This window comes from Pararhodobacter sp. (assembly GCF_036802785.1).
Lineage (GTDB): Bacteria > Pseudomonadota > Alphaproteobacteria > Rhodobacterales > Rhodobacteraceae > Pararhodobacter.
In genome coordinates, this window is record NZ_DAIRVN010000004.1 from 19,291 (window position 1) to 41,159 (window position 21,869).

Here is a 21,869-nt window from a genome sequence, read left to right on the forward strand (position 1 = left end):
AGATGTTGCTCACAGCTTGGCCTCGAAATAAGGAAGGGGCGGCTTTGCGCCGCCCTCACCACAATATATGGGTTTCGCCTCGCATCAAAGGCTATATTTGGCCTCAGTCCGAATAGACTGGCACGGCCCCCGCTCCGATGCCGCTCGCGCCTGTGGAGCGCTGCAAGTGTTCCTGAATGCGCGCATCCTGTTCGCTCGGGCTCAGGCTCCCCCAGTTCAGGTCTGCACGGGAAAGCCGCTCATAAGCCTGACCGTAGGCGCGTTGCCGGGCAGCAGCGCGCTCGTCTCGATCCGCGTCACGCCCGAATGTCTGCTCCCACATGCGTTCAAACACCGCTTCGGGTGACAGCGTGCCAATGGCAACAGCGGCCATGTCGCGGATGCCGTTGATCTCCTGCTGAAAGGTGCGCCCCGTCGCGTTGTCGCGGAAAGCGATGGTGGCGCCGGTGATGTTGCCCCGCTCGTCCCGCTGCACATCGGTCTGACTGCGATCAATCGACAGGCCATCGTCGTAATAGTCGTTGGCCTCATAGGCTCCGACAAGCCCTTCCAGAAGCCCCTCGAAATCGTTGGTGCCATAGGCATGGATCGCCCGTGCCCAAGAGCGCATGCCCTCCTGAACGCCGCGCTCATTCATCCATGCCTCGAAAGCCCGGGCCTGTTCGGGGCGCCCGGTTCGCAGGTAGCGCTCGACGATCGGCGTCATACGCCGCGAACGGTAATCCTGAACCGCGCGCTCCGCTGCCTGCTCGCGCTGCGCTTCGCTGGGCTGGCGGGTTGCGCCGCTGCGTGAGGTTGTCGCGGGGGCCTGCGGCGTGGATCGCTGCACGGATTCGAGCGATGCGATAGGGGTGCCTCGCGGGGTTGTGGGGACGCCTTGCCTGCCCGGCTGCCCTGCCGGTTGCTGGCCCTGCGCAGGCTTGGCACCGGCCTGCGGCGGCGGGGCGCCCTCTGGCGGAACGCCGACACTGCGCGATGCGGCAACGCGCGCCTCGTTGTCACGGACACGCTGCGTGGCGTCGTCGCCACGCCGGAAGGCTTCTGCCCCGGCCTCTGGTGCACCCATGACGGAAAGCCCGGTGCCAAGGCCCCGCTCGACAACCGCACCACCTACATCACGCGAATAGGCCAGATCATCGGCTATGCGGCCACCGACGCGGCGAACGCCATCCATGATACCCCTGCCTGCCGCTGGGAGTGCCCCGGCCAGCTGGTCAGCGCGCTGTCTGGCGGCGTCGGGCGGCGGGGGCTGATCGCCGGGCAGGCTCACCTCGGCCAGCGGCGTGCCGGTCGATGACAGGGGGGTGGGTTCCCAGTCTGCTGCGGCATAGGCTGGCCGCCCCGGCTGCGCGGGAGGCGTGCCTGCCCTTACTGCGGCTGGGTCAGTTGGCTGCGGTGGGGCTGGCGCCTGCACGGGTTGCTGATGGCGCACCCGGCCACCCTGTTGTGGCGTAGAGTGCTGTTCCGGCGGCAATACGACGCCATCCAGCGGCAGACCCATCGTTCGCCCTGGGCGGGGACCGGCCTGCGGCGGCTCCGGGCGCTCGGAGGTGGGCTCGCGGTAGCTGGGGTTGGCGGCTGTGGCCGGATCGGCGCCGGGGTCCGTGACGCCGTGCAGCGGGCCGCGCACAGATTGGGGCTGCGATGCACGTTGCACGAACTGCTGTCGCTGGCCTTCATCGAGGCTATTCCAAAACTCGTCTGGCCGCGCCCCGGCGTTATTGGCAAACCCCATGAACGTGCCATCGCTCAGCAGTGCTTCCGGCACCGGCGAACGGCGTGGGTTCGCGCCACCGCGCTTACTGAGGTCAGAGACAGGGCGTTGCTGGGCCTCGCCGGTGCTGGCCCCGGTCACGCCCAGAGAGCGCTGCGCGGTTGCGGGGTCCGATATCTGTGATGGCGTGGGCGATGCACTCACCAATCCAGCATCGCGGCTGTTGGCGCGGTTCTCAGGCACAGAGCGGTTTGGCTCGGGTGGCAGGATGGAGATTTCGCGCGATCCGCGCCCGCGCCGCTCCTCGCGCTCAATCATCTGGTCGGTGGTTTCGCCCCACGCAGCAAGGTCCGCTTCACGCTCCTGAATGGCGCGGCGGCGCTCGGACGCGGTATGAGCCCGCTCCCCTTGGGTGTGGGTCCGGTCCTCGCGTTCCCAGCCGAAGCGTTCGCGGTCGCGCTCCAGGAGTTCATCCTGAATGCCGCGTCGCCGCGTCCTGTCATCGCGGCCTTCGCGCCAATCCATGCCCTGGAAGACGCCCTGAACGAACGATGCGAAAAAAGCCATCAGGTGTTCCCCTTGCTCATGTAGTTGCGCAGCCAGCTGAATGGCTGCTGGGGTGAATGTTCTTCGCCACGATCACTGGTTTCAGTGCGTTCGCGCGACGCAGGGGTGGCGCTCAGTGCCCGGCGTCCGGGTCTGCTTGGCGGTTCCTGCCGGGCCGGTCCGAACGATCCGCTTGCACGCGCGCCTGCGATACGCCGGGCATGCGCGAGACGGCCTTCCAGATGCGGGATGCCGGGGCGCAGGAAATGCTCGCTGTAGGCACGCGCCGCCTCTTCAGAGTTGGTGGACCCCAAAAGCCGATCGTAGGCGCGCCGCTCCGTTCCCTGCAACTCATGCATGGTATAGTCGATCTGGAAATCAACATCATCGAGCGAAACGCCGCGCCGCGCCGCTTCCGCCTCAAGGGCGCGGCGGCGCGGGCCCGTCCACTGATTGAAGCCGAAACCGCCGCGCGATCCGGCCACAAGTGGCGCGATTTCATTGATTCCGGGGTTGAGCCTGCTTTCGCCGATCATGTTTCCGACTATGCCGTCGGCGACATGCTCAGGCACGCCCCGTTCCACAAACCCGTTCCAGACGCGCCATTCCATGTCTGGATCAACCCGGCCGACACTTGCACCTCCCCCAGCGCCGCGCGAAGGACGAGTGGCGGCCGCTGGCGGCCCCATAACGCCCATCGCGCGGCGCTGAGTGTCCTGTGCCGCCGATGGTTGGCCACCCAGAGCCTCAAGCGCGGAAAGCTCGCGGTCACGCTGCATGCGCGTGACCCGGGAGGTCATGCTTCCCGCGACGCCCTGAAGGAGACCGGCTGCAAAGCTCATGTCAGGCGGCTTCCATCACAGAGATTTCCCGGCTCCAGCGCGCCTGTGCCGAATTCCCAGGCTTGTCACGGTCTGCGCTGCGCCCGGAGGCTTTACCGCGGCCCGTCCCTATCTGGTCGATTTTCTTCTCCAGCCGCTCAACCTGCGTGGCCAGCTCCTGCGTGGCGCCCATGTTCACGCCAACGGCGTCGATCACGCTGATTTCCTTGCCGTTGCCAAGGCCGGTCGCCTTCTGGAAATCCTCGGCGTAGGGTCCGACATGGCGGGCTTTACCGCCATCGGCGATGCCTTCCTTGTATTCCCATTCCTCGACCGGCATGCTCTTCACGGCGTCGAGGACGCCCATCGCCTTGCGCTTGTCCTTCTTGTATTCCTTCGAGGACAGCATAGGCAGGGCACCCACGATACTGCCAATAGCGCCGCCGATGCCCGCCATGCCTTGGTTCTGCATCTGGTGATATTGCAACTGGTTCTGATATTGAGTGTTCAGAAGGTTGCCCATTTGCCCCTGACCCTGCATTGCCCCCTGAAAGCCGGAACCGCCCATGCTCGCGGTCATGCCCATGGAGGTTGCCGGGTTGACGGCCAGCCCCTTGCCTAGGTTGATCGCGTTTGACATTTTGCTGTCGCCAATCGCCTCGACCTGCCTGCGCGCCATGTTGGCCGCACCGGCGGCGGCCAGCGTCTCGCCTGCGGCAGCCCGGCGGTCTTCACCGGCGAAGCGGCCCGACGCCGGATTGACGCCCATCGAGGTAAGGTTGCGCTCGCGCATCTGGTGCGACATGGCGGCCTGCTGGCGCACATCGCCGACAGCTTCGGTCGCGGCCTGAGCCTTGCGCTCGGGCGATGCATAATCGGCGGCCTCTGCCACATACCTATCCTCGAGCGGCTGGAACGTGCGCTGATACCGCTCTCGGTCCTCAGTTGCCCAGCCGGTCGTAACCTCGGAAAGGCCTTGCATCCAACCCAGGTACTCTTCGCCCAGTTGCGCAGAACGCAGCGCGGCCTCGCCGATCCGTGCATCAGGCTTTGGTGCTGACTTGCCCATCTTGCATCACCTCTCTGGTGGCACTGAGCCAAGGACATTCCTCAGCCAGCATCCCAAACAATATACCATCGGAACCGTCATTTGCACCACATCTTGTGTACCCCTCGACTCGAAGCCCTACCTTTAGTGCAAGAACCTGAACGGGGACATTCCAGACCGACACCACGAAATTCAGCCGACGCAGTTTTCGGAAGTGGAAGGCATAACCAAAAACCACCCTGAGAACCTTGCGTGACAGCCATCGCTTGTTTCCGTTCGAGGCGAGATGAAGGCTGGCACAGTTGCCGTAAAAGGCGTTGAGGCAGATCACTGCCTGTATCTCACCGGCTTCATCCAGAACACCCATAGCCACGGTTTCCGAAGGCATATGGCCGGGCTCGACACCCATACGAGGCTCAGCCCATCGGATGAGCTTCTCTTGATTTTGCATCGTGACTGTCAGCTTCCGCACGTCTTCACCTCAATCCCTGCGGCTCAAAAGCTTCTTGATGTCGTTCCTGACCTCTTTCAGCATCTCGTTTGTTGTGTCGCGGGCTTCTTTCGCTGCCTCAAGGTCGTCAGACCGCCGCTTTTCTTGTGTGGCCATATCTTCAGCCCTTTGCCTCCAAACACGCCGGATCTCCGCAGCATTGGCTTTGGTGGTGGCTTCCCCTCTGATCAACCAGACAATGAGCGCAATCACGGCGAATATCTGTGCCCACGCGGATTGAATGAGGGCAAACAGCTCGTGCGGTGTATCCGGCATTGCTGCCCCTCCTTCTACTCTTATTCCCGCGCTCAGGCGGGGTGTTGCAGCCTTCCGGCCTTGTCGATCAGCGCCGCGAGGTCGCGCAGCGCCTGTATCTGGTCGGGATCTTGTCCCCGGCATTTCATCACAGGCAGCCCGGCAAGCATGTCCTCGATCGCTACCTGTTGAACTGCGTCACATTCATCATCACGTAGTCAGTCGCCACAGCGTTACCCCCGAAAGGAGCGGCGCCCGTGACATGCGCCATGATACGCATTTGGTTCCAGTTCTCGGGGGTTTCAAACGCGTAGACATATGCGGTCAAAGTGATTGTGTGTCGCTGGCCGGGATACCCGACGGCATTGGGTATTATGTGCTCTAAAGGCATCAACGTAAGAATTGACCTCCAAGTGGTTCCTTCGCGTGCCTGCGGAACCAGAACCAGCCGGGCTGGCGCGGCAACCGACTGCAGCGACACTGTCAGGTCAATGCGTATCGGGTTGGTGGGCATGAACGTGGAGTCAAACGGCAGGAACCTACCTTCGCAAGGTACCGCGCTACCCCTGATAATACCCGGCGAGGAAGTGGTCGTGATGTTTGGCCCACCAACGGCTTCCAAGAACACCGACCGGGAGATGGCACCATCCACAATCAGGTTACCCCTGATCCAAGCGTTTTGCGCGCTCAGTTGGTCAATGAACGCCGACGACGCCGCCAATTCCTGCACGTTGATTTCAGTTGTCGTGACGGAACCCGGGAGGATCAAGGTCGAGCCCGTGCGCGGCTTGCGAACGTCGATATTGGTGACATAGCCCCGACCAGCCCCCCCGCCTTGGCGGCGGATTTCAAGCCGAACATACGCCGTGCCCGACGGGGCAGCACCCGAAAGAGTAGTATACTCGCTCCAGCTAGTGGAGCCGAGGTTCTGAACGAGCGTACCCTGCCACACGTCCAGCGAAGCCCCTTCTGCATTGTACCACCTCGCCAGAACGCGAATGTCCACGTTGGGGGAAGGTCCGCCTGCGGCTATCGACAAGCTGAAATGGAACCTGTCACCTTCTTGCGCAGGCACCATGGCTGTGTTCATGGTCTGGATACTCGTATGGGCGTTCATCTGAAGGACGAAGGGAGTAGGCGCGTTTCTGACGGCGCTGTCGCCCGCACTGGGGGTTTGAGCGGCGATGCTCCACATACTCGGAACGGCTGGCCATCCTCGGAAATCGTTGAACGCAAACCTGCCGTTCGGAACAAGGTTGCCAGAGCCGTCTGAAATGACCAGCGATTTGGCCGAAAGCGTGCCCTCAACAATGGTGTTGTCGCCGTGAATGCGAACGGCGCTGCCGGAACCCTGCTCGCCATCATAAGCCACCAGTTCCAGCGATGCGGTGTTGTCGCCCGCAGTCACGCCGAGGAACTGACGCGCGGCTATAACATCGGTGGTCGCTACTGCCGTGGCGATGTTGCTGACAAACGCGCCCCACGAGCCATATTCAGCGGTTACTATTGTCTGGATGGAGGATAGCGTTGCGGCGACTTCTCTGCCGTTTTCGATATCGTCCGCGATGCTGTCAATGTAGAAATTTATATCGTCAAGTTCTTGCCTGGCCTGCTCAATCTTATCGGCCGCTTCCCCCGCCGTTATCAGGCTTTCACGAACTTTCTCATCCACCCGGAGGTGTAAGCGGCGATCGTTTTCCCTAAGCCGTCGCAGATCTTCGTCCAGCTGCTCATCGCGCCCCGATCCGATGCCTCCTTGGCGTGCCGCGCCGTTGGAAGCAGCGGCGATCATTGCCGTCAGCGCGGCAGTCTGCGCCCGAAGGTCGGCTACGGTCTTCTCGATATCTTTGATCATGCCCCGCCGAAGGGCGTGCTGATCCGGCGATCCCTTCAGCCCGGCCAGCACTTCGAGGGCTTCGCGGTTGCGGGCGTCTTGCGGGCTAAGGTTGCGGTGAGGGCTCATCACATAGGCCTCGACAGCTCATCTATCGAACCGGCAAGCCAGATCGAAGTGACCGAGACATTAGCCTCGACACGCACCTCCCAATCGGTGGCGAGGAACCCACTGGGCAGGCGGGCGGGCAGACCGAAGCCGTTGGTTTGATGGATCAGGTTGCCGTCAGCATAGATACTGGCAGCGAACACCACGCCCGCACTCAGGGGCTCGCCATGCGCGGTGGCCGTCTGCTCGTCGCTCTCGATGTAGATGGCCCCGAAGTTCTGAAGCGCCGGCTGGCTGTAAAGCTTCGATTTCCACGTATAGATCAGCGGAAGCGACGCGCGCGCATCCCACTCCTTCACCGTCCCGGCCCCTTCGATAAAGAAGAGTTCGCCGGTTTCAAGCTGGTGAAAGAATGCATTGGGGGCGGCGTCTGCCTCCATGAAGAATGGCTGTTGCCCGGTGGTCAGATCAATGAAACCCATCGACCGGGATGGGTTGCCTGCGGCCTGATAGGAGAACACATAGCGGCCACCGTACTGCTCGGCGATGATGCTGGAAGGCGTCATGTTGTGCCACTGATCGCGCGAAAACATCTCTTTGGTGACAACATTCGCGCCGCCCTGGCCGATCACCACAAGCCCTTCATGTGTGGCAAAGGCGGCGGAATAGCCAAGATCGACAATGCTGCGGGCTGACACGCATGGAAGGTTTTGCTCGATCTTCTCCATTGCCATGGTGCTGGGCGAATATCCTTGTGAGACGTATGGCGTGCCCTTCGTCATGATAGCCAGTGTCGTTCCGAAGGAGGCGAGGCCGACAACATCGTAGTCTGTCGTCATCTCGTACTTGGTGGGCCATGCGTGCGGCCGGAACGGCTCGCAGAAGCGCACCGATTTGCCATCAAACGCCGCCATCATGCCGTTTGCCATGGATATGAGCCCGCGCATGGTATCGGGGGGCGTGTCATAGTCGGCAGAGGGCAGCACCTCGCCCAGCGGCGTGGCAATGTCATGGTCAAAGGAAGCGCTGGCAACCGGCACCTCCGCGACGAAATAGAGATCCGTCACCCCTGACGCGCCCGTCACTGACCTGTATATGCGGAAATGCGTAACGCCGCGCGCGGCAGCGTTCACAATCGGCGCGATGGCAAGGCCGCTGATCCTGACAATGTTGCTTGGAGTGGCGAAGACGCTTTCAGACAGGGGCGATGGCGCGCTTTCCTCGCCAAATTCCGTGACCATCGTGTAGGCGAATACTGTGGTCTGGCCCAACAGCCGTGGGTCTTCCGCAACGAGAACCTCGCCTGACAGGACAGGCTCCAGCCCGGGCGCAGAAAAGCGCAGGACGTAGGGTTCATCCTCCAGCCCCATCAGTCTCAGGTCGCGGAACCGGAGTAACCCGCCTGTCGTATTGACGCGGGTTGGCCCCAGAATTGTCCCGCCCGAACCTGAAGCTACCTGAACAGTGACCTCGACCGAAACCGAGTCGGGGATAAGGTCGTTGTTCACGTCAAGGATTGCCAGCGCGGGCATTGTGACGAGATTCCCGGCGATCAGGCCACCAACGGGCTCGCGGATGATCGCAAGCCGGTGTGGCTCCCCAGGGGTTCTGACCGGATCAAGCCATGGCAGGTTTGCAGGGTCGATCGGGGAAATGAGTTCAAACCGCGAAAAAAGCGGGGCAACGGCCACCCTTTGCCATGTTCCGGCATTGGTCGGCGCAGGCGGGGAATAGCTGCCCTCAGCGCCCCCCCACATGCCAACGCCCGGCGCTCTGCCCGGCGGGGTAGTCATGGGCGCGGTCGCTTCCGTGTCTGCCTGCCATGTAACATTAAGCGAATACTGGCCGTCAATGCCCGGGCTCAGCACCCATTGGGCATTCCACCAGCCGACCCTTTCGGTGGTCGGTGCGTCGGGGTCTGGTGTCGGCAGATTTGGCGGAGCGATGGTGTCTTGCCACCCGTCAATATCATCGTCGGGATCATTGAGGGCGGGCGGCACAAACTCATCAATGATGGACACGTCAGGCTGACCATCGGGGGCGGGGAGGGCCAGCGGATAGACGGTGGTTCCGACACGCATCTTCGGGGCGCCATCGCCGGTGAAATAGAGCCTGTCCTGCGCAACAGGGCCGGGCACCGCGTTCACTACGGCATTCCAGCCAAGCCAGCTGGTGCCGTGGTAGTAGATCGTCTGCACCGGGTCGGGGAAGGAATGCTCCACCCGCGCGCCCCTGAACGGCGCCAGAGCGCCATCAATTAGGCGGGCGTTCATGGATACCTGAGCATACCCATCGGGCAGCAGGCGCTTGTTCCTGCGGGGCAGGGTGCCTTTGAAGTCGTTGATGCGGATTACGGGCACGCCATATGCCTCACAGGTATGAGAAACGTGACCGGCGGGGCGCGCGTTGCTGGCCGATCACGTTGCTGGAAAAGTGCTGGTCGCAATACCGCTCGAACCGGGCGAGAAACGTCATGGCGGTTTTCTGGTCGGTCCAGCGTTGCTGGGGCACAATCAGGAGCTTTGACAGCGCGCCCACGGCGATAGCCTCGCCCCATTGCGTGAGCAGGAACTCAGGAACCTTGTCATAGGCGTCTTCGATGGGCGATTCCCGATCTGGCCCGTTGAAGTCCTGCCCGAAGCGGGGCTTGAGGAACACGGACAGCTCGACCTCGCCAGCGGCGAAGGGGAAGATCGTGATGCTGTTGGGTGTCGCCTGGGTGATGTGGTTTGGCAGGGCCCCTGCGTTTTCAGGGAAGCCTTCGGGGGCAAGGTCTGAATACTGCGTGGGCAGCAACGGGCGGCGCGGGCCGTTGTCTGCGATGAAGGCCGCATATTCAAAGGCGTGGATCGCGGCATAGGGCGGCGCGACAACCGCCACATGGTTTTCGTCGGTAAGCTCGACATTGACCATGTGGCGCCAGCACCGGGTGCGCTCGCAGAACTCGATGGCGGCGAGGCGCAGGTAGCTTTCGATTGTCGGAATCGGCGCGCCCGGCGCATGCAGGGCGGTGTAGGGCAGGAATTTGGACAGGTGGACGGCGGTGGTTGGCACAGAGGCCCCCTATCACTGGCTGAAGCGGCTCTTCTGTGTGTCCACGTTCATGGTCATTTCGTTCTGCATCTTCACGCCAAGGGCGTTGCCGAACTGCTGATAGTGGGTCTGCGCCCGCTGCCCTGCGTTCGGCAGGTTCATGTCCTTCGAGAAGGCGCGATAGAGGATGAAGTCGGTGAGCGCGCCCTGATACACATCGCCGATGGGCACTGCACCGGAATAGCTCTCGATCACCAGCGGGTTTACAGGGGTGGCGATGGGGGCGGGCAGGACGGATGCAATGATCTCGATCACGCCTGTGCCGGTATTTCCGGGCACGACATAGAACACGCGCGGGTCGAAGGTGTCATTGACGACATGCACGACAGAGGCGTTGAACGGCATCACGTCAGAGTCGTGCCAGCCCGGGAACTGGGTATCCAGCACTTCGCGCACGATGGGGGTGATGACCCGCCCCGGGACGTTGCGCACCACTGTAAGCAGTTGGTGGTAGGTGTCGGGCAGCGCCTGCTTGGTGCCTGATGCCAGGTCCATGGTCGCCGTTGCCGCTGTCGCGGTGGGCTTGAGGATGGCGATTTCGCGCATGCCGTCATTGAGCCATCCCAGCAGCTCGGGCAGGGGCCAGCGTACTGACCCCGCATCCTGCAGGATGGTCGATGCCTTGCGCATCACATCGGCGGCGGTGAAAGCCATGGATCAATCCTCGGTGTCGGCCGGGGCGTTGTCGCCTTTGGCTTTGCGGTTCTCGATGATCTGGTTGATCAGCGTTTCGGGACCGGCGCGGTGATGCGGCTTGCGGCCCATCTCGGTCTCATAGAGCGCTGCCAGAGCGTCGGGGGTCATGGCTGCCAGCTGAGTTGCTTCGATCGCTTCGTCAGCCGCATTGTCAGCGTCCGTGTCAGCGTCGTCGCCTGCCGGTTCGCCGTTGCCTTCGCCCTGACCTTGTTCGGCGGCGAGGCGGTCAGCTTCTTCTTGAGCGGCCTTTTCGTCGGCGATGCGTTTGGCCTCGGCCTCGGCGGCAGCCTCTGCGGCGAGGCGGTCAGCTTCGGCCTTCTGAGCCTTTGCTGAAGCGTCGGCTTTCACACTGGCCTTTTCATCGCGCGCGATCCGGTAGCCCGGAACAGCAAGAAACCGCTCGATGTGAGCGGCGTTCTTCACCTCGGCTACATGCTCGTCATTGGCATTGGGGATGAAGGTGTAGATGGTGCCATCGGCCATCTTGACCTCGCTCCCACCTTGCATTTTCAGCGTAAATTCGATCTGCACGTCTTATGCCTCCTGTTTCAAAAAAGGGCGGCGGGTGTTCCGCCGCCCCTCTCACACTGTCCCTGACTGGGTGTCGGGCTGTCAGAAGATGTATTCGAGGACCAGCGTCAGATCGCGGTCGCCGGCGGCCACATCAGCGGACAGCGTGACGCCGATACCGCGATGCCCGTCAGACGGTGCGATGCTGAGGCAGGCCAGCGTGGTGGCGGTCGGTTCAGCGTTCTGCGCAGCCTGTGCCGAAAACAGCTGAGTGCCGACCGTGCGGGCGTTGTCGGGCTCACCGGCTTCGCCGCTCATGAGGCCAAGGCTGGCGTTGTTCGCGCCACCCAGGTTGCGACCGATCAGGCGCGCGCCGACAACGCGGGCCCCTGCGGGAAGCAGGCCCATTTCGATCTTGTCGGTGGCGAAGGCGAAGGCGGCAGTAAAGGTGAATTTGGAGATCGAAACCATGCGCGCCCCGTGGACATAAGCGGTCGGCGGGGTTTCGCGGCGCTTGGCCATCGAAGATTGGAACAGAGCCATGGTTGTGATCCTCTTGGCTTGAATGGGACACGAAAGGGGCGCGTGAGCGCCCCCTCATGCGGCTCAGGCGCCGGTGGGTTTGGCCGCGTAGGTATCGAGCGCGATGGCGCCGAAGTCGCGGTTGTTGAAGCGGGTTTTCGAGAAGCCGAAGATCACGCCAGCCACCACGGTGGGCTCGTTGTCGTAATCCTCCATCTCCTCTTTCCACATGTACCGCATGCCGCCCGGGGTGCCGTAGGCGATGACGCCTGCCTGGCGGGCGAGGAACAGAGCCCGGGCCGCAGGAAGGTTCACACCGACGCCGTAGTCATTGAAGCGGATCACGTTCTCATGGCTGTGGAGAACCACGTTCTTGATCATGCCCAACGCGCCCTTGAAGATGGGGTTGTTGCGGCCCTCTGCCTTCGACGCATCGGCCTGAATCTTCACCCAGCCCAGCGTGTCGTTCACGCGCAGGTCATGCTCCTGATAGGGCGACATGACTGTGGCAAAGCGATCCTCGCCGTCGATGCTGACCGGCACCATGTCGGCGGCCTCGGTGTCGAAGGACCGGATCATGCGGGCGTGCGTTTCGGCGCGCTCGATCAGATCGCGGTTCATCTTCATCGCGGAAGTGATGTTGGCCTTGGCCGTGCCTGCGCCTGCGAACAGGAGGTGCGATGAGTCGGGGGTGCGCAGGGGGTTTCCCGCGTGCCCGGCATAGTCCTCCGGCTCAATGAACTCTTCGTTCATGCCGCGCGCACCGCTCAGGTAGATGAATTTGATTTCATCCAGATAGGTGCGCCAGTATTCGGCCAGCCGGTCCTTGGCGATCTTGCGCATGTCGTGGATGGTGCGCTTGCGGCTCATGCGGCCACCGGCGGAAACCGGGTGGCGCAGCTGGTCGATGATCACCTCATCGGTGTAGAAGCGCAGCTGCTCTTCCTTGCCTTTGACGCGGGCATCACCGGGGGTTGGGCGCTGGCGCAGCTTCACGGACAGATCGAACGAAACGCGATCGCCTGCATCCGAGGCGATTTCCAGCTTTTCTTCGATGATGTTGTTTTGGCCTTTGCCCATGAACTTCCGCGACCAGTAGGACTGGCGGGCGGTGTCAACGGCGAGGGTAGCAGACCACTTTTTCTGTGCCTTGGGGTCGCCCCAGGGGATAATCGTCTGGGCCATTTCGGCGCTCCTGACTGAGTGAGGGGCGCATCCTGCGGCCAGCATTTGGCATATAAATACCACATATTGCGTTTGATGCAAATACTAACCGCTAGATATGGTATCCGCGGCCAATTTTGGCCTTTCGCTGTCCAGATTTCGTATCCTGACGGTCTCGGGGGCGTCGATGCACAGGCAGACGCGGCCGCCACGGCGCCTGACGGTGACAATCACATCATCACCGATGGCAATCCGACCGCCTTCTTTCACGCTGACTGCAAGCACCTGACGCCCCCTTTTGCTCAAACGTCCGCTGAGGCGAAGGCCTCGCGTTCTTCATCCGACAGGCCCGCCATAGCGCGCTCGACTTCCTCGGGGGTGCCGCGATCCATGATGGTTTGCAGCTGGCCCCACTTGCCGTCCGATGCGGAGTTGGTGGCGGCGGCAGGCACACGGCCCAGCGTCGGCACAACCTCGGGTTTCGGCTTGCGGGCGGCTGGCTTGGCCGCTTCCGGCTCAGGCTCGGCCTCAGCAGGCTTCTTGGCCGCCTTCATGGGCGGCGCCTTCAGGCCCAACTCCTTCGCCTCGGCGATGTAGAGGCGGTGAGCGGCGGCCAGCTTCTCGACATTGCTGCGGCCTTCAAAGCGGGCATTGCCGGTCACGAGGCGCACATGCCGGTCGAAATCGGCAAGAGCTTCCGGCTTCTCCAGGCCGGGATGATCGGCGATATAGGCCCGGGCATCGGCATGGAAGGTATCGACAACCTTCTGCCATTCGGTCGCTTCACGTTCTTCCGCGATGGCATCCATGGCGTCGCGGTGCTTCTGGGCCGTCTCGGCGCGAATAGCCTTCAGTTGCGCTTGCAGCTCGGCATCGGTCAGCTCGCCGTCCCGCCAGTCTTCGAGCGCTTTGGCTTCCGCCGCTTCATGCGCCGTCTCGATTTCCGCGATCTGCTCGGGGGTCAGTTCGATTGCGGCGGGAGGTGGTGCGGCTTGAGCTTCGGGTCGCGCCGGTTCATCGGCTTCGGGCGCAGCGCCTTGAGGTTCTGCACCATCATCGTCGCCTTCTTCCGGGTCGCCTTCGCCTTCGTCGCCATCGTCATCCCCATCATCTTCCAGAGCGGCCAGTTCCTCGTCAGACAGCAGACCCTTGAGGTGTTCCTCGTGGTCTTCCATGTCATCGAGGACGGAGGCCTTGGTGGCAACAGGGGCGTCGTCAGGGGTGTCGTCGTCTGCCAGCACGGGCAGATCGTCGTCGCGGTCGCTCATCTCGTCGGCGTCAAGTTTCTTAACCATTGGAAGGTTCTCCTGTTCGTCTCAAGCGTGGATGGGGGTGTTACTTGCTCACCGGGATGGCTGCGTTGGGTCCGATGGCGTCATAGATCGGCGCACCGATGAGCTTGGCGAAGCCGATGACTGCCGCGTTGGCGTCTGAGAAATACGCTTCCGGCTCGACAGCGCCCATCCGATCTGCGCCGCGATCCACCGCGATGAGCGCCCACCCACCATTCACGCCCTGCTTTGCTTTGATCATGTCAGGGGTTGGGTCTTGGGTTTTGGAAATTGAATAGGCCATCGCTTTACACTCCTTGGTTGGTGCTGAGGGTTGATCGGTGTTCGACAGCATCGAGGCGGCGCGCTGCACGGCGGAGGTCACGCTGCCGGATTGCGTTCGACTCGGGGCAGTATCGGGGTGAGAGGGGCGCGCGCAGATCGGGCAGAAGCCGAAAGCGCCCCATATTGCGTTCGATATCATCCTCATACCAAACGCGAATGGTGGGCATTTGCGCGCGGGCCACTGCCTGACGCAGGGCGTGAAGCCCCATGAAATCGGTCAGGCCAATCACATCATACCTCCATCCATTGCCGGTTCAGGCATGGGCTGCTCCACGCCCATTTCCTGCCCCGGTGGTGGCCCGGGAGGCTGATCGCCAAGCCCTGCGTCATCCAGCAGCGCATCGGCGGTGTCGGCGGCACCCGGCGGCCCGCCCAGGAGCATGATTGCCACCTCCAGCGCCTTGCGCTTCTGCTCGATGGTCTCGCCGGGCATGGACATGAGGATTTTGGCGGCGTTGGCGGCCTCCTTCTCGGCCACGGCCTGCGTCTTCGCGGCTTCGCCTTCCAGCTTGGCGATCTGGGCCTCGGCTGCGCGCGCCTCCATCGCCGCTTGCTGCGCTTTTTGCTTCTCACGCGCTTCGCGCTCCGGGTCGGGGCTGTTCGGGTCTGCGTCAGGGTCTTCCATGCCGGTGAGGCCCCTGATCCGCTTCACGATCTCTTCGCGGCTCGGGATATCCATCGTCTCTACCACCAGATCGAGCAACACCATCACGATCTGCGGGGCCACCGGCGCCAGCTGCGTCATCATCTCCATGAGTTCCGTGACCTGGGCGCGGCGGATCGAGGCGTTCCAGTCGTCTTCTGAGATGACAAAATCGGCCTTGGTGCGGATGATATCGTTGTCCGGCATGCCATCGTTGATTTCGACGTAATCAGGCTGGCCCCGGCTGTTGGTGATGCGGAACTGCTTGCGCTCATCCATGAACTGCTCGACCAGAGACAGCATCTTTTCGCCATGATACTGGCGCGCAGCCCTGAGATGGTCGAAGGCGGTTGAGGTTGATACCGCGCCCTGCTCCTGCCGGGCGGTGATGGCCCGGCCTGAGACGGCGTTGGTGGTGCGCCCCATGGCTTCATCCGTGACGCCGGATAGCGTCTGGATCATCTGCATGCTCATCTGCATGACCTGAAGGTGCGCGGGAGCAAGCTCGCGGTCGGCAGCGATATCGAGCTGGAAGCCCTTCTTCTTCACGATGATGGCGTTCGGGCGGGAAACTTCCTCCTCGAACTCATCAAGATCGGCTACCGCGCCTTCATCCATGATGGTCTTGTTGGATGAGAGGATGGCCAGCGCCTTCGAGAAGCGCTTGTTGATATCCTTCTGGGCATCGACCATGTTGCGCACGATGCCATAGGGCTCGCCGGTCTTCTTCTTGCGGTAGCACCAGAGCGGGGTGAGCGGATAGCGGTTGTGGCGGTAGGGCGATTTCGAGAACCACAAGACGCGGCTGTTGGTCATCACCATCACATAGGTCCGGTATGTCAGGCGCTTACGCACCTCGGCCATTCCGGTTTCGATCTGTTCGGCATGTCCCGGGCTGTTGGGGTCGAACATCTCGCCCGCGAAGTCGCCACCTGCCATCACCTCTTCCTGCTCGGGTATCTTGAACCACGCCTCGATCAGGCGCACCCGGTCGCGGGAATAGGCGGGATGCTCGATCGAGCTGTAGGCCTCGCGTACCGAGTCGGTTTCCATCGAGTCCATCGCTTCATCGCCGAAGCGGTCAAGGCTGGCGCCGAACTCATGCACGGTGCTGGCGCTATGTTGGATGGCGTCTTTGCGGTTGGGGAACAGGGCGATGGCTGTGTCCATGTCCACCCATTTGGTGCGGAACAGGTAGCGGCCATCGGACAGGTCGCGCTCGCTGGCGCTGCTGTCCCAGACGATATTGCGCCACGATTCGTAGCGCTCATAGATCGGCTCACCATCAGCATCGTCCTGGACGCCGCATTCCAGCCATGACAGTCCCGCCTTGATCTGTTCCTCGAACGCGTCCGAGAACGCGAACTGCGATTTGTTCACATCGGCCAGATATTTGAGCAACTGACCTTTGCGCTCGGCGGCCTTCGAGGCATCCTTGCGCCGGGGCAGGATCTTGTAATCTGTGCGCGCGCTGCGCTGTGATCCGATGATCCAGTTGATGGATTGCGCGATGACGTTGAGGACCAGCGCCTCCTGCCCGCGCTCGGCCAGTATCAGCTTGCTCTCTGCGTCCCATTGGTCCGAGTCGTAGAAATCTTCATCCAACTCCATGCGCCGCCGCCACTCGCTCTGGCGGTCAAGCTCACGCAGATAGTGGCTGATCATCTTGTCATGCAGTACCATGACCGGCTCCGAATCCAGCTTGGATCGCTCTGCGGTCCTCACATCACCGAAGAGGAGGTCATTGTGCGCATCGACGCGATCTTCCGGCCGCTGCTTGGGGTCCACCCGGGTCTGGTATCGGCGGCTGGTGTGCGGCCCTTCTTCGTCAGGTCGGCTCATCGGACACTTCCATTTCCTTGACCTTGCCCGTGGCATTGTCGGTGACGATCATCTCTGCGGTGACGCTGAGGCGGTGATCAGCGGGCCGTGGCGGGATGGTCAGCAGATCGCCAAGGTGGTCACGGACGATGCCGATCACCTTGAGCGGGTTTTTTGGGTTGAAGGGGTTGAAGCCCAGGTTCGCGCAGAAGACGCCGGCGTTGATCAGGCAGTCGCCAAAATCGCCGGTTTCCTCGGCCCAAACCCACGCCCGCGACATGGGAATGACGCAGGGCGTGACGCGCTCGTGGCTGATGGCCATGAGGCGCTTGGGGGTCAGCACCATGCAGGCTTCCCACTGGCCACCACGACGCAGCCATGTGAGCCAGACGGTCACGTCACCGCGGGTGAATGTCCTGTGGCACTGGGTCAGGTCCAGCGCGGGCCGGTAATGCTCGGTGCCGTCGCTATCCACCGAGTTATCGACCTGCATCTCTTTTTGCTGCTCATTGCTCACGCAACCATACCTCCTGAAGCCCGGCGGCGTGGCCGGGTCTGTGGGCGAAGCAGGCGCGGGTCATAGCCCTGCGCCCATTGACGGAATGAATCGGCGGCCTCGCTGTGGCCAGCCAGTTTTTCGGGCTCATGGGACCAGACGCCAAGCCGGGCGTTCCATTTCTTGCCGTAGAGGTCGAGGTGTTCGAGGCCGCTCTTGCAGCCTTCCTCATCGAACCACGCCTGCGAAAACTTCTCGCGGGTCATCTGGATGCCGTGCTGGATGGTCTCAACGCGGGGCACGATGTGAAAAGTCCAGTCAGGCGCCAGCTCGCGCAGGGCATCAACAGGCGATCCAACCCGGTCCTGCAGCTGGCGCTGGTGGTCGGCGTCGTGAGGTAGGTAATGCACGCCGAAGAGCCAGCCGGTTTCGCGCAGGATGCGGATGTAGTGCGCATAGCCTTCGCCCCAGCCCTCGAAATAGCGCAGGAAGCGATGCTGGGCGGCAATATCCTGATGCAGCCAGACGCCGGTGCCGTCGCCCGCGCCGATATCCCAGAAGGTGTTGACCAGCACATTGGAGACGTGCGGAACCTTGGTTATCCGGCCTTCCATGCGGGCCCGGGCAAGCTGGATGGTGTAGAATTTGCCTTCGGTCGATCTGCGCCAGCACTCTTGCGGCGTCGATGGCATCTCGCGCCACATCTTTTCGGGGTCGCCGGAAAACTCGTTGTCGCGCTTGGCCACATACCACGCGCGCTGATCCGGGCGCAGCTTTGCGCCTGTCTCGGCCTCAACCTCATCGAAATACTGGTGATCCTCGGGCGTCATGCGCACCGTGGCCGGGTCCATGACATAGCCCGGCTCGCGCCACCACGGGTAGAAATGGAACGCCCACTCGCTCATGTTCGGTTTGCGACCGGACTGCACCAGTTTCTCGGCGCGGGTGGCGATCTCATAAAACTCGCCCTCTTGCCCCTCGGCAGTGCTTTCGATGATTGCGATTCCGGTCTTTGGTACGGCGGGCAGTGAGCCTGTGACGATCTCCACGGCCTTCTCGGGGAATTTCGCGGCGATCTTGCCCATTTCCGAGATGTGCAGGCGGTGAATGGTGCCTGATCGCATGGAGGTGGCGACGCGGATTGCGCTGTTGTTGTGGGCGAACAGCAGCTCCTTGGCGCTCTCCCGGGCCAGCGGCAGGATTTCGCGCACGGCTGGGGGCAGGTTGTAATAGGCGAATTTCACCTTGTCGCGGAAGATGCTCTCAGCATCATCGAGAGAATGGGCGATGATGCCGCAGCGCTGGTCTGCGTTGAAGGCGGCGTGGTCGAACCATAGGACGGCGATCAGGGTGGTGAAGCCAAGCTGGCGCGCCTTCAGGATCACATTGCGATAGTGCAGGTTTTCCAGAAAGTTTCGCTGGTTGGCGTTTGGCAGGAAGGGTAGGACCGTGCCCTCGGTATCGTCATCGCCCTTGACCATGATCTTGTAGAGCTTGCCGCTGAACATGCGCCATTCCCATGAGCCAAGGGCCTCCAGCAGCTCTTCGGCTGTGCTGGGCTCAAAGTCGGGCGTGATTGCCCTGGGGATGGCTGCAAGGGCGCACATGTCAGTTCTTAACATCCGGCACGGGCGTCATCCCCATCATCCCCAGCGCCGCCAGTCCATCATCACCGGCAACAACGGTCAGCTTGTCCGGGACAGCCGCAGGAACAGGTTCCTCACCACCCAGCCAGACCACCAGAGCGACCTGTGCACGCCCTGCGGCTTCCATGTCGATGATTTCCTCACTGTCCCATTTCGGGCGTTGAAGGGGCTGCGTAGCCCCCTCTATCCACTCTGGCAGCGCGACGAAAGACGCTGCGGCGTAGAGATTGCCGTCTGCGTCTTGCCAGTTCAGTGCGCCGTAGGTGAGCGCGTCGGCAGCGCTGAACGCGAGCACCATGGCAAGGTGATTGGCGTCGTCGCGCAGAGCATCAGGGCATGCGACGGTCAGTCTCATTGGATCACTCCTGCTGTGCTTGCGAGAGACTTCTCGATATCGGATATCAGCTTCGTGGTGATATCACCGGGTGCAATCACCATGCTATACAGTCTCCCGATACCAACTCCGGTGACGGCACCTCCGTTTGCAACACGCGAACCCATCAACACATAGCTAAACGCCGCAGTCTGCGGGAAAGAGTGCTGCATGTAGAAGACGTTGGTTCTGCTCTCATTATACGGTTCGCTGTTTGCAACGGGCAGGCCGTTGATACGCGCTTTGATGAAAGTGCCGGGGGTATACCACCTTGGTGCGATGGTTGAAAAATCCTCCATCGACACACGGACGCCTCGGTTGTCGCTGGCACCACTACCAGACATGATAAAGCGTGCGTTCCCGGTTGCGCCCGGTCCTTTGTTTATGACCGCGAAGATATTCCACGGCGAACCAACAGCCGGATTAAACGCAACCGGCATCAGCATATGATCGTCGATGCCGTCGAACCACAGATACCAGCAATCAGGCTGACCCGCTTCGGTCACGTCATAAATGGAGCCGACACGCTGGTAAGGGGTGGCGACGGAACCAAACTCAAGCTGAGGCGCTGCAACAAGAATTTCACTGTTGGTCCATCGGGTAAGAAACTGGAATTGGCCAGAAGCAACCGGAGCGGAAATATAGTGCCACTGCCCGTCATCAGGAAGTTCAGGGTAGCTGGTTCGGTTACCACCGGACAAGTATTCAGGCTGCCTCGCTCCGGATACGCGTTTGGCCCAAAACTTCACAACACCCGGCTCAGACAGATTTCTTGCCGCGACTCCAAATACATCAATTAGCCGCCCAAGACCCGACGATCCACCGCTTGTTCCTGTAACAAGAAATGCTTTCCCTTCGGGGGATGTCTCTAGCGAAGGCGCTACAATTACTTCCCCCGAAAGGCCGTTCCACTGGTCCATGCTCTCCGTCAGCGTAAGAATGTTCCGACGCCCGGACTTCGGCTCCCGGCCAAGAATAGGCCGTGCGGCAGCGGTCGGCTGTGTGGTGTGGTAACCCGAAAGATTTCGGATAGAAAATTCTTCGAGAGTATAACTGCCGCCAGAGGCGGTCTCTACGGCACGAATATACAGCGTATTGGCTACGCCCACCGATCTGATATACTTGAAAACCTGACCGGAGGAGAGGTTTCCTGAGATATCGACTCCTGCGCCTCCGCCCGTGCGCACCGAGACGGTAGCGTTCTGCGTGGACACTCGAATTAAAACCACGCAGTTTTCTGGGATATTCCCCACTCGCAGGCCAAACGCCCCTGATCCTGACAGAGAAACCGTATTTCCGACGACGGCTGCATTAACATTGGACGACCAGAAACTGGGAGTGTTCTGCGCCGCCGTGCCCGTAGGATATAGTTCCGGTCCAAGCACCAAACCTCGGCTCTTATCTAACAGCAACGCCACGGCCTGTCCTGCGCTCGCGGGAGTGGTGCCTTCAAGGTCAGCAAAGCACGTCTCAGAAGACGGCGCGAACCATACGCCCATCTCGCCGTTGGCGAAGAGTGCCAGGGGGGAGGTGCTGGAGCTGAGACGGCCCAAGCCATACCCGAGAACGATGATACCGGATAGGCTGCGGACGTTGTGACCTGGCGTCGGGAACATCTGGATTACTCGCTAGACGATCGGGTTTTCGGCCAGCACAACGGCGGTGCCGGCGCCTGACAGGTAGAGTATTTCGTCAGTGTCGAGGGCGACTGATATCGGCTTTCCCGGCTCGGCTGTCAGCCCGGTGGTGGTCGGGGCTTCACTGGCAACCCACCAGCGGACATTGGGGTTGAGGGCCTCGAATGTCGCGGGGCCTTCACCCTCGGCCACGGGTTTCCATGCGAGCGTGAGCTTCACGTCCATTGTCTATTCCTCGTTCTGTTGTGCTGCGGCCAGCCTTGCGGCTGTGGCGATAGGCGCGGCAGATCCTCGGGCGTTGATCTGCATGAGTGCTTCGGTGAGACGGTCTGTGGTTTCGTTCTTGGCCTTGTCGCCCATGCCCAGATGCTTGCCCAAGGCTTCGAGGGCGCGCATCCGGTCCAGCGTCTTGATCTTGATGCGGCGCACATCGCGGGCGTCTTTGCCACGGCCCTCGGTGAAATCTTCCAGCGTGGTTTCGGCCAGCAGGTCGAGGTCTTCGGGGGTGCAGGCAGACAGGTCGATGATGGGGTCGCCATCTTTGTTGACGCGCAGGAACTTCGACATGCCGGAGAAGGCGATGCGCTCGTATTCGCGCAGGACACGATCGAGGGTCACGCCTGTGCGGGCTTCGGCCTTACTGAGCAATTCGGCGACGCGAGCCTTGACGTGTTCATTTGTGGTCAGGCGGGCGGCATTGTGGCGGTTGGGCTTGTATCCGGCCTTGGCATAGGCCGCATCGGCAGTCATGCCCTTTACGAGACCATGGGCGAACGCTTCATGTCGTGGATTTTTGAGGGGCCCGGCCATTGTCTGCGTATCCTGCGCAAGATGTG

Annotated in this window: 23 protein-coding genes; all 23 read right to left on the bottom strand. The window is 61.8% G+C overall.

Annotation, left to right across the window (positions count from 1 at the left end):
* Positions 1 to 103 precede the first annotated feature (103 nt).
* The 23 genes from V7Q53_RS02770 to V7Q53_RS02875 all read right to left on the bottom strand — a co-directional run bounded on the left by V7Q53_RS02770 (position 104) and on the right by V7Q53_RS02875 (position 21,843).
* On the bottom strand, positions 104 to 2,281 hold the full coding sequence (locus V7Q53_RS02770; protein ID WP_333826849.1) for a hypothetical protein: 2,178 nt from the start codon (positions 2,279 to 2,281) through the stop codon (positions 104 to 106).
* Positions 2,281 to 3,102: a phage tail tip lysozyme gene (locus tag V7Q53_RS02775; protein ID WP_333826850.1), complete on the bottom strand. Its 822-nt coding sequence runs from the start codon at positions 3,100 to 3,102 to the stop codon at positions 2,281 to 2,283. Before V7Q53_RS02775 ends, V7Q53_RS02770 begins: the two co-directional genes overlap by 1 nt.
* Before the next feature lies 1 nt (position 3,103).
* Positions 3,104 to 4,150: a tail fiber domain-containing protein gene (locus V7Q53_RS02780; protein WP_333826851.1), complete on the bottom strand. Its 1,047-nt coding sequence runs from the start codon at positions 4,148 to 4,150 to the stop codon at positions 3,104 to 3,106.
* Complete coding sequence (locus V7Q53_RS02785; protein ID WP_333826852.1) at positions 4,125 to 4,601, bottom strand: GNAT family N-acetyltransferase; 477 nt, start codon at positions 4,599 to 4,601, stop codon at positions 4,125 to 4,127. The genes V7Q53_RS02780 and V7Q53_RS02785 overlap by 26 nt, the downstream gene beginning before the upstream one ends.
* Positions 4,602 to 4,610: 9 nt before the next feature.
* Positions 4,611 to 4,895, bottom strand: coding sequence for a hypothetical protein (locus V7Q53_RS02790; protein WP_333826853.1), 285 nt, complete (start codon positions 4,893 to 4,895; stop codon positions 4,611 to 4,613).
* Positions 4,896 to 5,055: 160 nt separating this feature from the next.
* Entirely contained in the window at positions 5,056 to 6,837 is a 1,782-nt protein-coding gene (locus tag V7Q53_RS02795; RefSeq protein ID WP_333826854.1) for a hypothetical protein, read from the bottom strand.
* On the bottom strand, positions 6,837 to 9,089 hold the full coding sequence (locus V7Q53_RS02800; protein WP_333826855.1) for a hypothetical protein: 2,253 nt from the start codon (positions 9,087 to 9,089) through the stop codon (positions 6,837 to 6,839). The genes V7Q53_RS02795 and V7Q53_RS02800 overlap by 1 nt, the downstream gene beginning before the upstream one ends.
* A 97-nt stretch (positions 9,090 to 9,186) precedes the next feature.
* On the bottom strand, positions 9,187 to 9,870 hold the full coding sequence (locus tag V7Q53_RS02805; protein WP_333826856.1) for a hypothetical protein: 684 nt from the start codon (positions 9,868 to 9,870) through the stop codon (positions 9,187 to 9,189).
* 12 nt (positions 9,871 to 9,882) lie between these two features.
* Entirely contained in the window at positions 9,883 to 10,563 is a 681-nt protein-coding gene (locus tag V7Q53_RS02810; protein WP_333826857.1) for a phage adaptor protein, read from the bottom strand.
* 3 nt (positions 10,564 to 10,566) lie between these two features.
* Positions 10,567 to 11,136: a hypothetical protein gene (locus V7Q53_RS02815; protein ID WP_333826858.1), complete on the bottom strand. Its 570-nt coding sequence runs from the start codon at positions 11,134 to 11,136 to the stop codon at positions 10,567 to 10,569.
* Positions 11,137 to 11,217: 81 nt separating this feature from the next.
* A complete protein-coding gene (locus tag V7Q53_RS02820; protein ID WP_333826859.1) occupies positions 11,218 to 11,658 on the bottom strand; it encodes a hypothetical protein in 441 nt (146 codons plus the stop codon).
* A gap of 63 nt (positions 11,659 to 11,721) precedes the next feature.
* The gene (locus V7Q53_RS02825) at positions 11,722 to 12,867 is read right to left on the bottom strand and encodes a N4-gp56 family major capsid protein (RefSeq protein WP_333826860.1); all 1,146 of its coding nucleotides are present in this window, start codon (positions 12,865 to 12,867) and stop codon (positions 11,722 to 11,724) included.
* A gap of 39 nt (positions 12,868 to 12,906) precedes the next feature.
* Positions 12,907 to 13,086: a carbon storage regulator gene (locus V7Q53_RS23385; RefSeq protein WP_442954407.1), complete on the bottom strand. Its 180-nt coding sequence runs from the start codon at positions 13,084 to 13,086 to the stop codon at positions 12,907 to 12,909.
* Positions 13,087 to 13,103: 17 nt separating this feature from the next.
* Complete coding sequence (locus V7Q53_RS02830; RefSeq protein ID WP_333826861.1) at positions 13,104 to 14,096, bottom strand: hypothetical protein; 993 nt, start codon at positions 14,094 to 14,096, stop codon at positions 13,104 to 13,106.
* 40 nt (positions 14,097 to 14,136) lie between these two features.
* Positions 14,137 to 14,376 (bottom strand): hypothetical protein, encoded by a 240-nt coding sequence (locus V7Q53_RS02835; RefSeq protein ID WP_333826862.1) that lies wholly within the window; start codon positions 14,374 to 14,376, stop codon positions 14,137 to 14,139.
* A 4-nt stretch (positions 14,377 to 14,380) separates the two neighbouring features.
* Positions 14,381 to 14,647 carry a hypothetical protein gene (locus V7Q53_RS02840; protein WP_333826863.1) on the bottom strand — a complete coding sequence of 89 codons (267 nt, stop codon included), beginning with the start codon at positions 14,645 to 14,647 and terminating at the stop codon, positions 14,381 to 14,383.
* The gene (locus V7Q53_RS02845) at positions 14,644 to 16,902 is read right to left on the bottom strand and encodes a portal protein (protein ID WP_333826864.1); all 2,259 of its coding nucleotides are present in this window, start codon (positions 16,900 to 16,902) and stop codon (positions 14,644 to 14,646) included. The genes V7Q53_RS02840 and V7Q53_RS02845 overlap by 4 nt, the downstream gene beginning before the upstream one ends.
* The gene (locus V7Q53_RS02850) at positions 16,889 to 17,398 is read right to left on the bottom strand and encodes a hypothetical protein (protein ID WP_333826865.1); all 510 of its coding nucleotides are present in this window, start codon (positions 17,396 to 17,398) and stop codon (positions 16,889 to 16,891) included. Before V7Q53_RS02850 ends, V7Q53_RS02845 begins: the two co-directional genes overlap by 14 nt.
* Positions 17,395 to 18,984, bottom strand: a complete 1,590-nt coding sequence (locus V7Q53_RS02855; protein WP_333826866.1) for a hypothetical protein — start codon at positions 18,982 to 18,984, stop codon at positions 17,395 to 17,397. Before V7Q53_RS02855 ends, V7Q53_RS02850 begins: the two co-directional genes overlap by 4 nt.
* A 1-nt stretch (position 18,985) precedes the next feature.
* Entirely contained in the window at positions 18,986 to 19,378 is a 393-nt protein-coding gene (locus V7Q53_RS02860; RefSeq protein ID WP_333826867.1) for a hypothetical protein, read from the bottom strand.
* The gene (locus V7Q53_RS02865) at positions 19,375 to 20,949 is read right to left on the bottom strand and encodes a hypothetical protein (RefSeq protein WP_333826868.1); all 1,575 of its coding nucleotides are present in this window, start codon (positions 20,947 to 20,949) and stop codon (positions 19,375 to 19,377) included. Before V7Q53_RS02865 ends, V7Q53_RS02860 begins: the two co-directional genes overlap by 4 nt.
* Positions 20,950 to 21,024: 75 nt before the next feature.
* The gene (locus tag V7Q53_RS02870; protein WP_333826869.1) at positions 21,025 to 21,258 is read right to left on the bottom strand and encodes a hypothetical protein; all 234 of its coding nucleotides are present in this window, start codon (positions 21,256 to 21,258) and stop codon (positions 21,025 to 21,027) included.
* Positions 21,259 to 21,261: 3 nt separating this feature from the next.
* Positions 21,262 to 21,843, bottom strand: coding sequence for a terminase small subunit (locus V7Q53_RS02875; RefSeq protein ID WP_333826870.1), 582 nt, complete (start codon positions 21,841 to 21,843; stop codon positions 21,262 to 21,264).
* Positions 21,844 to 21,869: the final 26 nt, after the last annotated feature.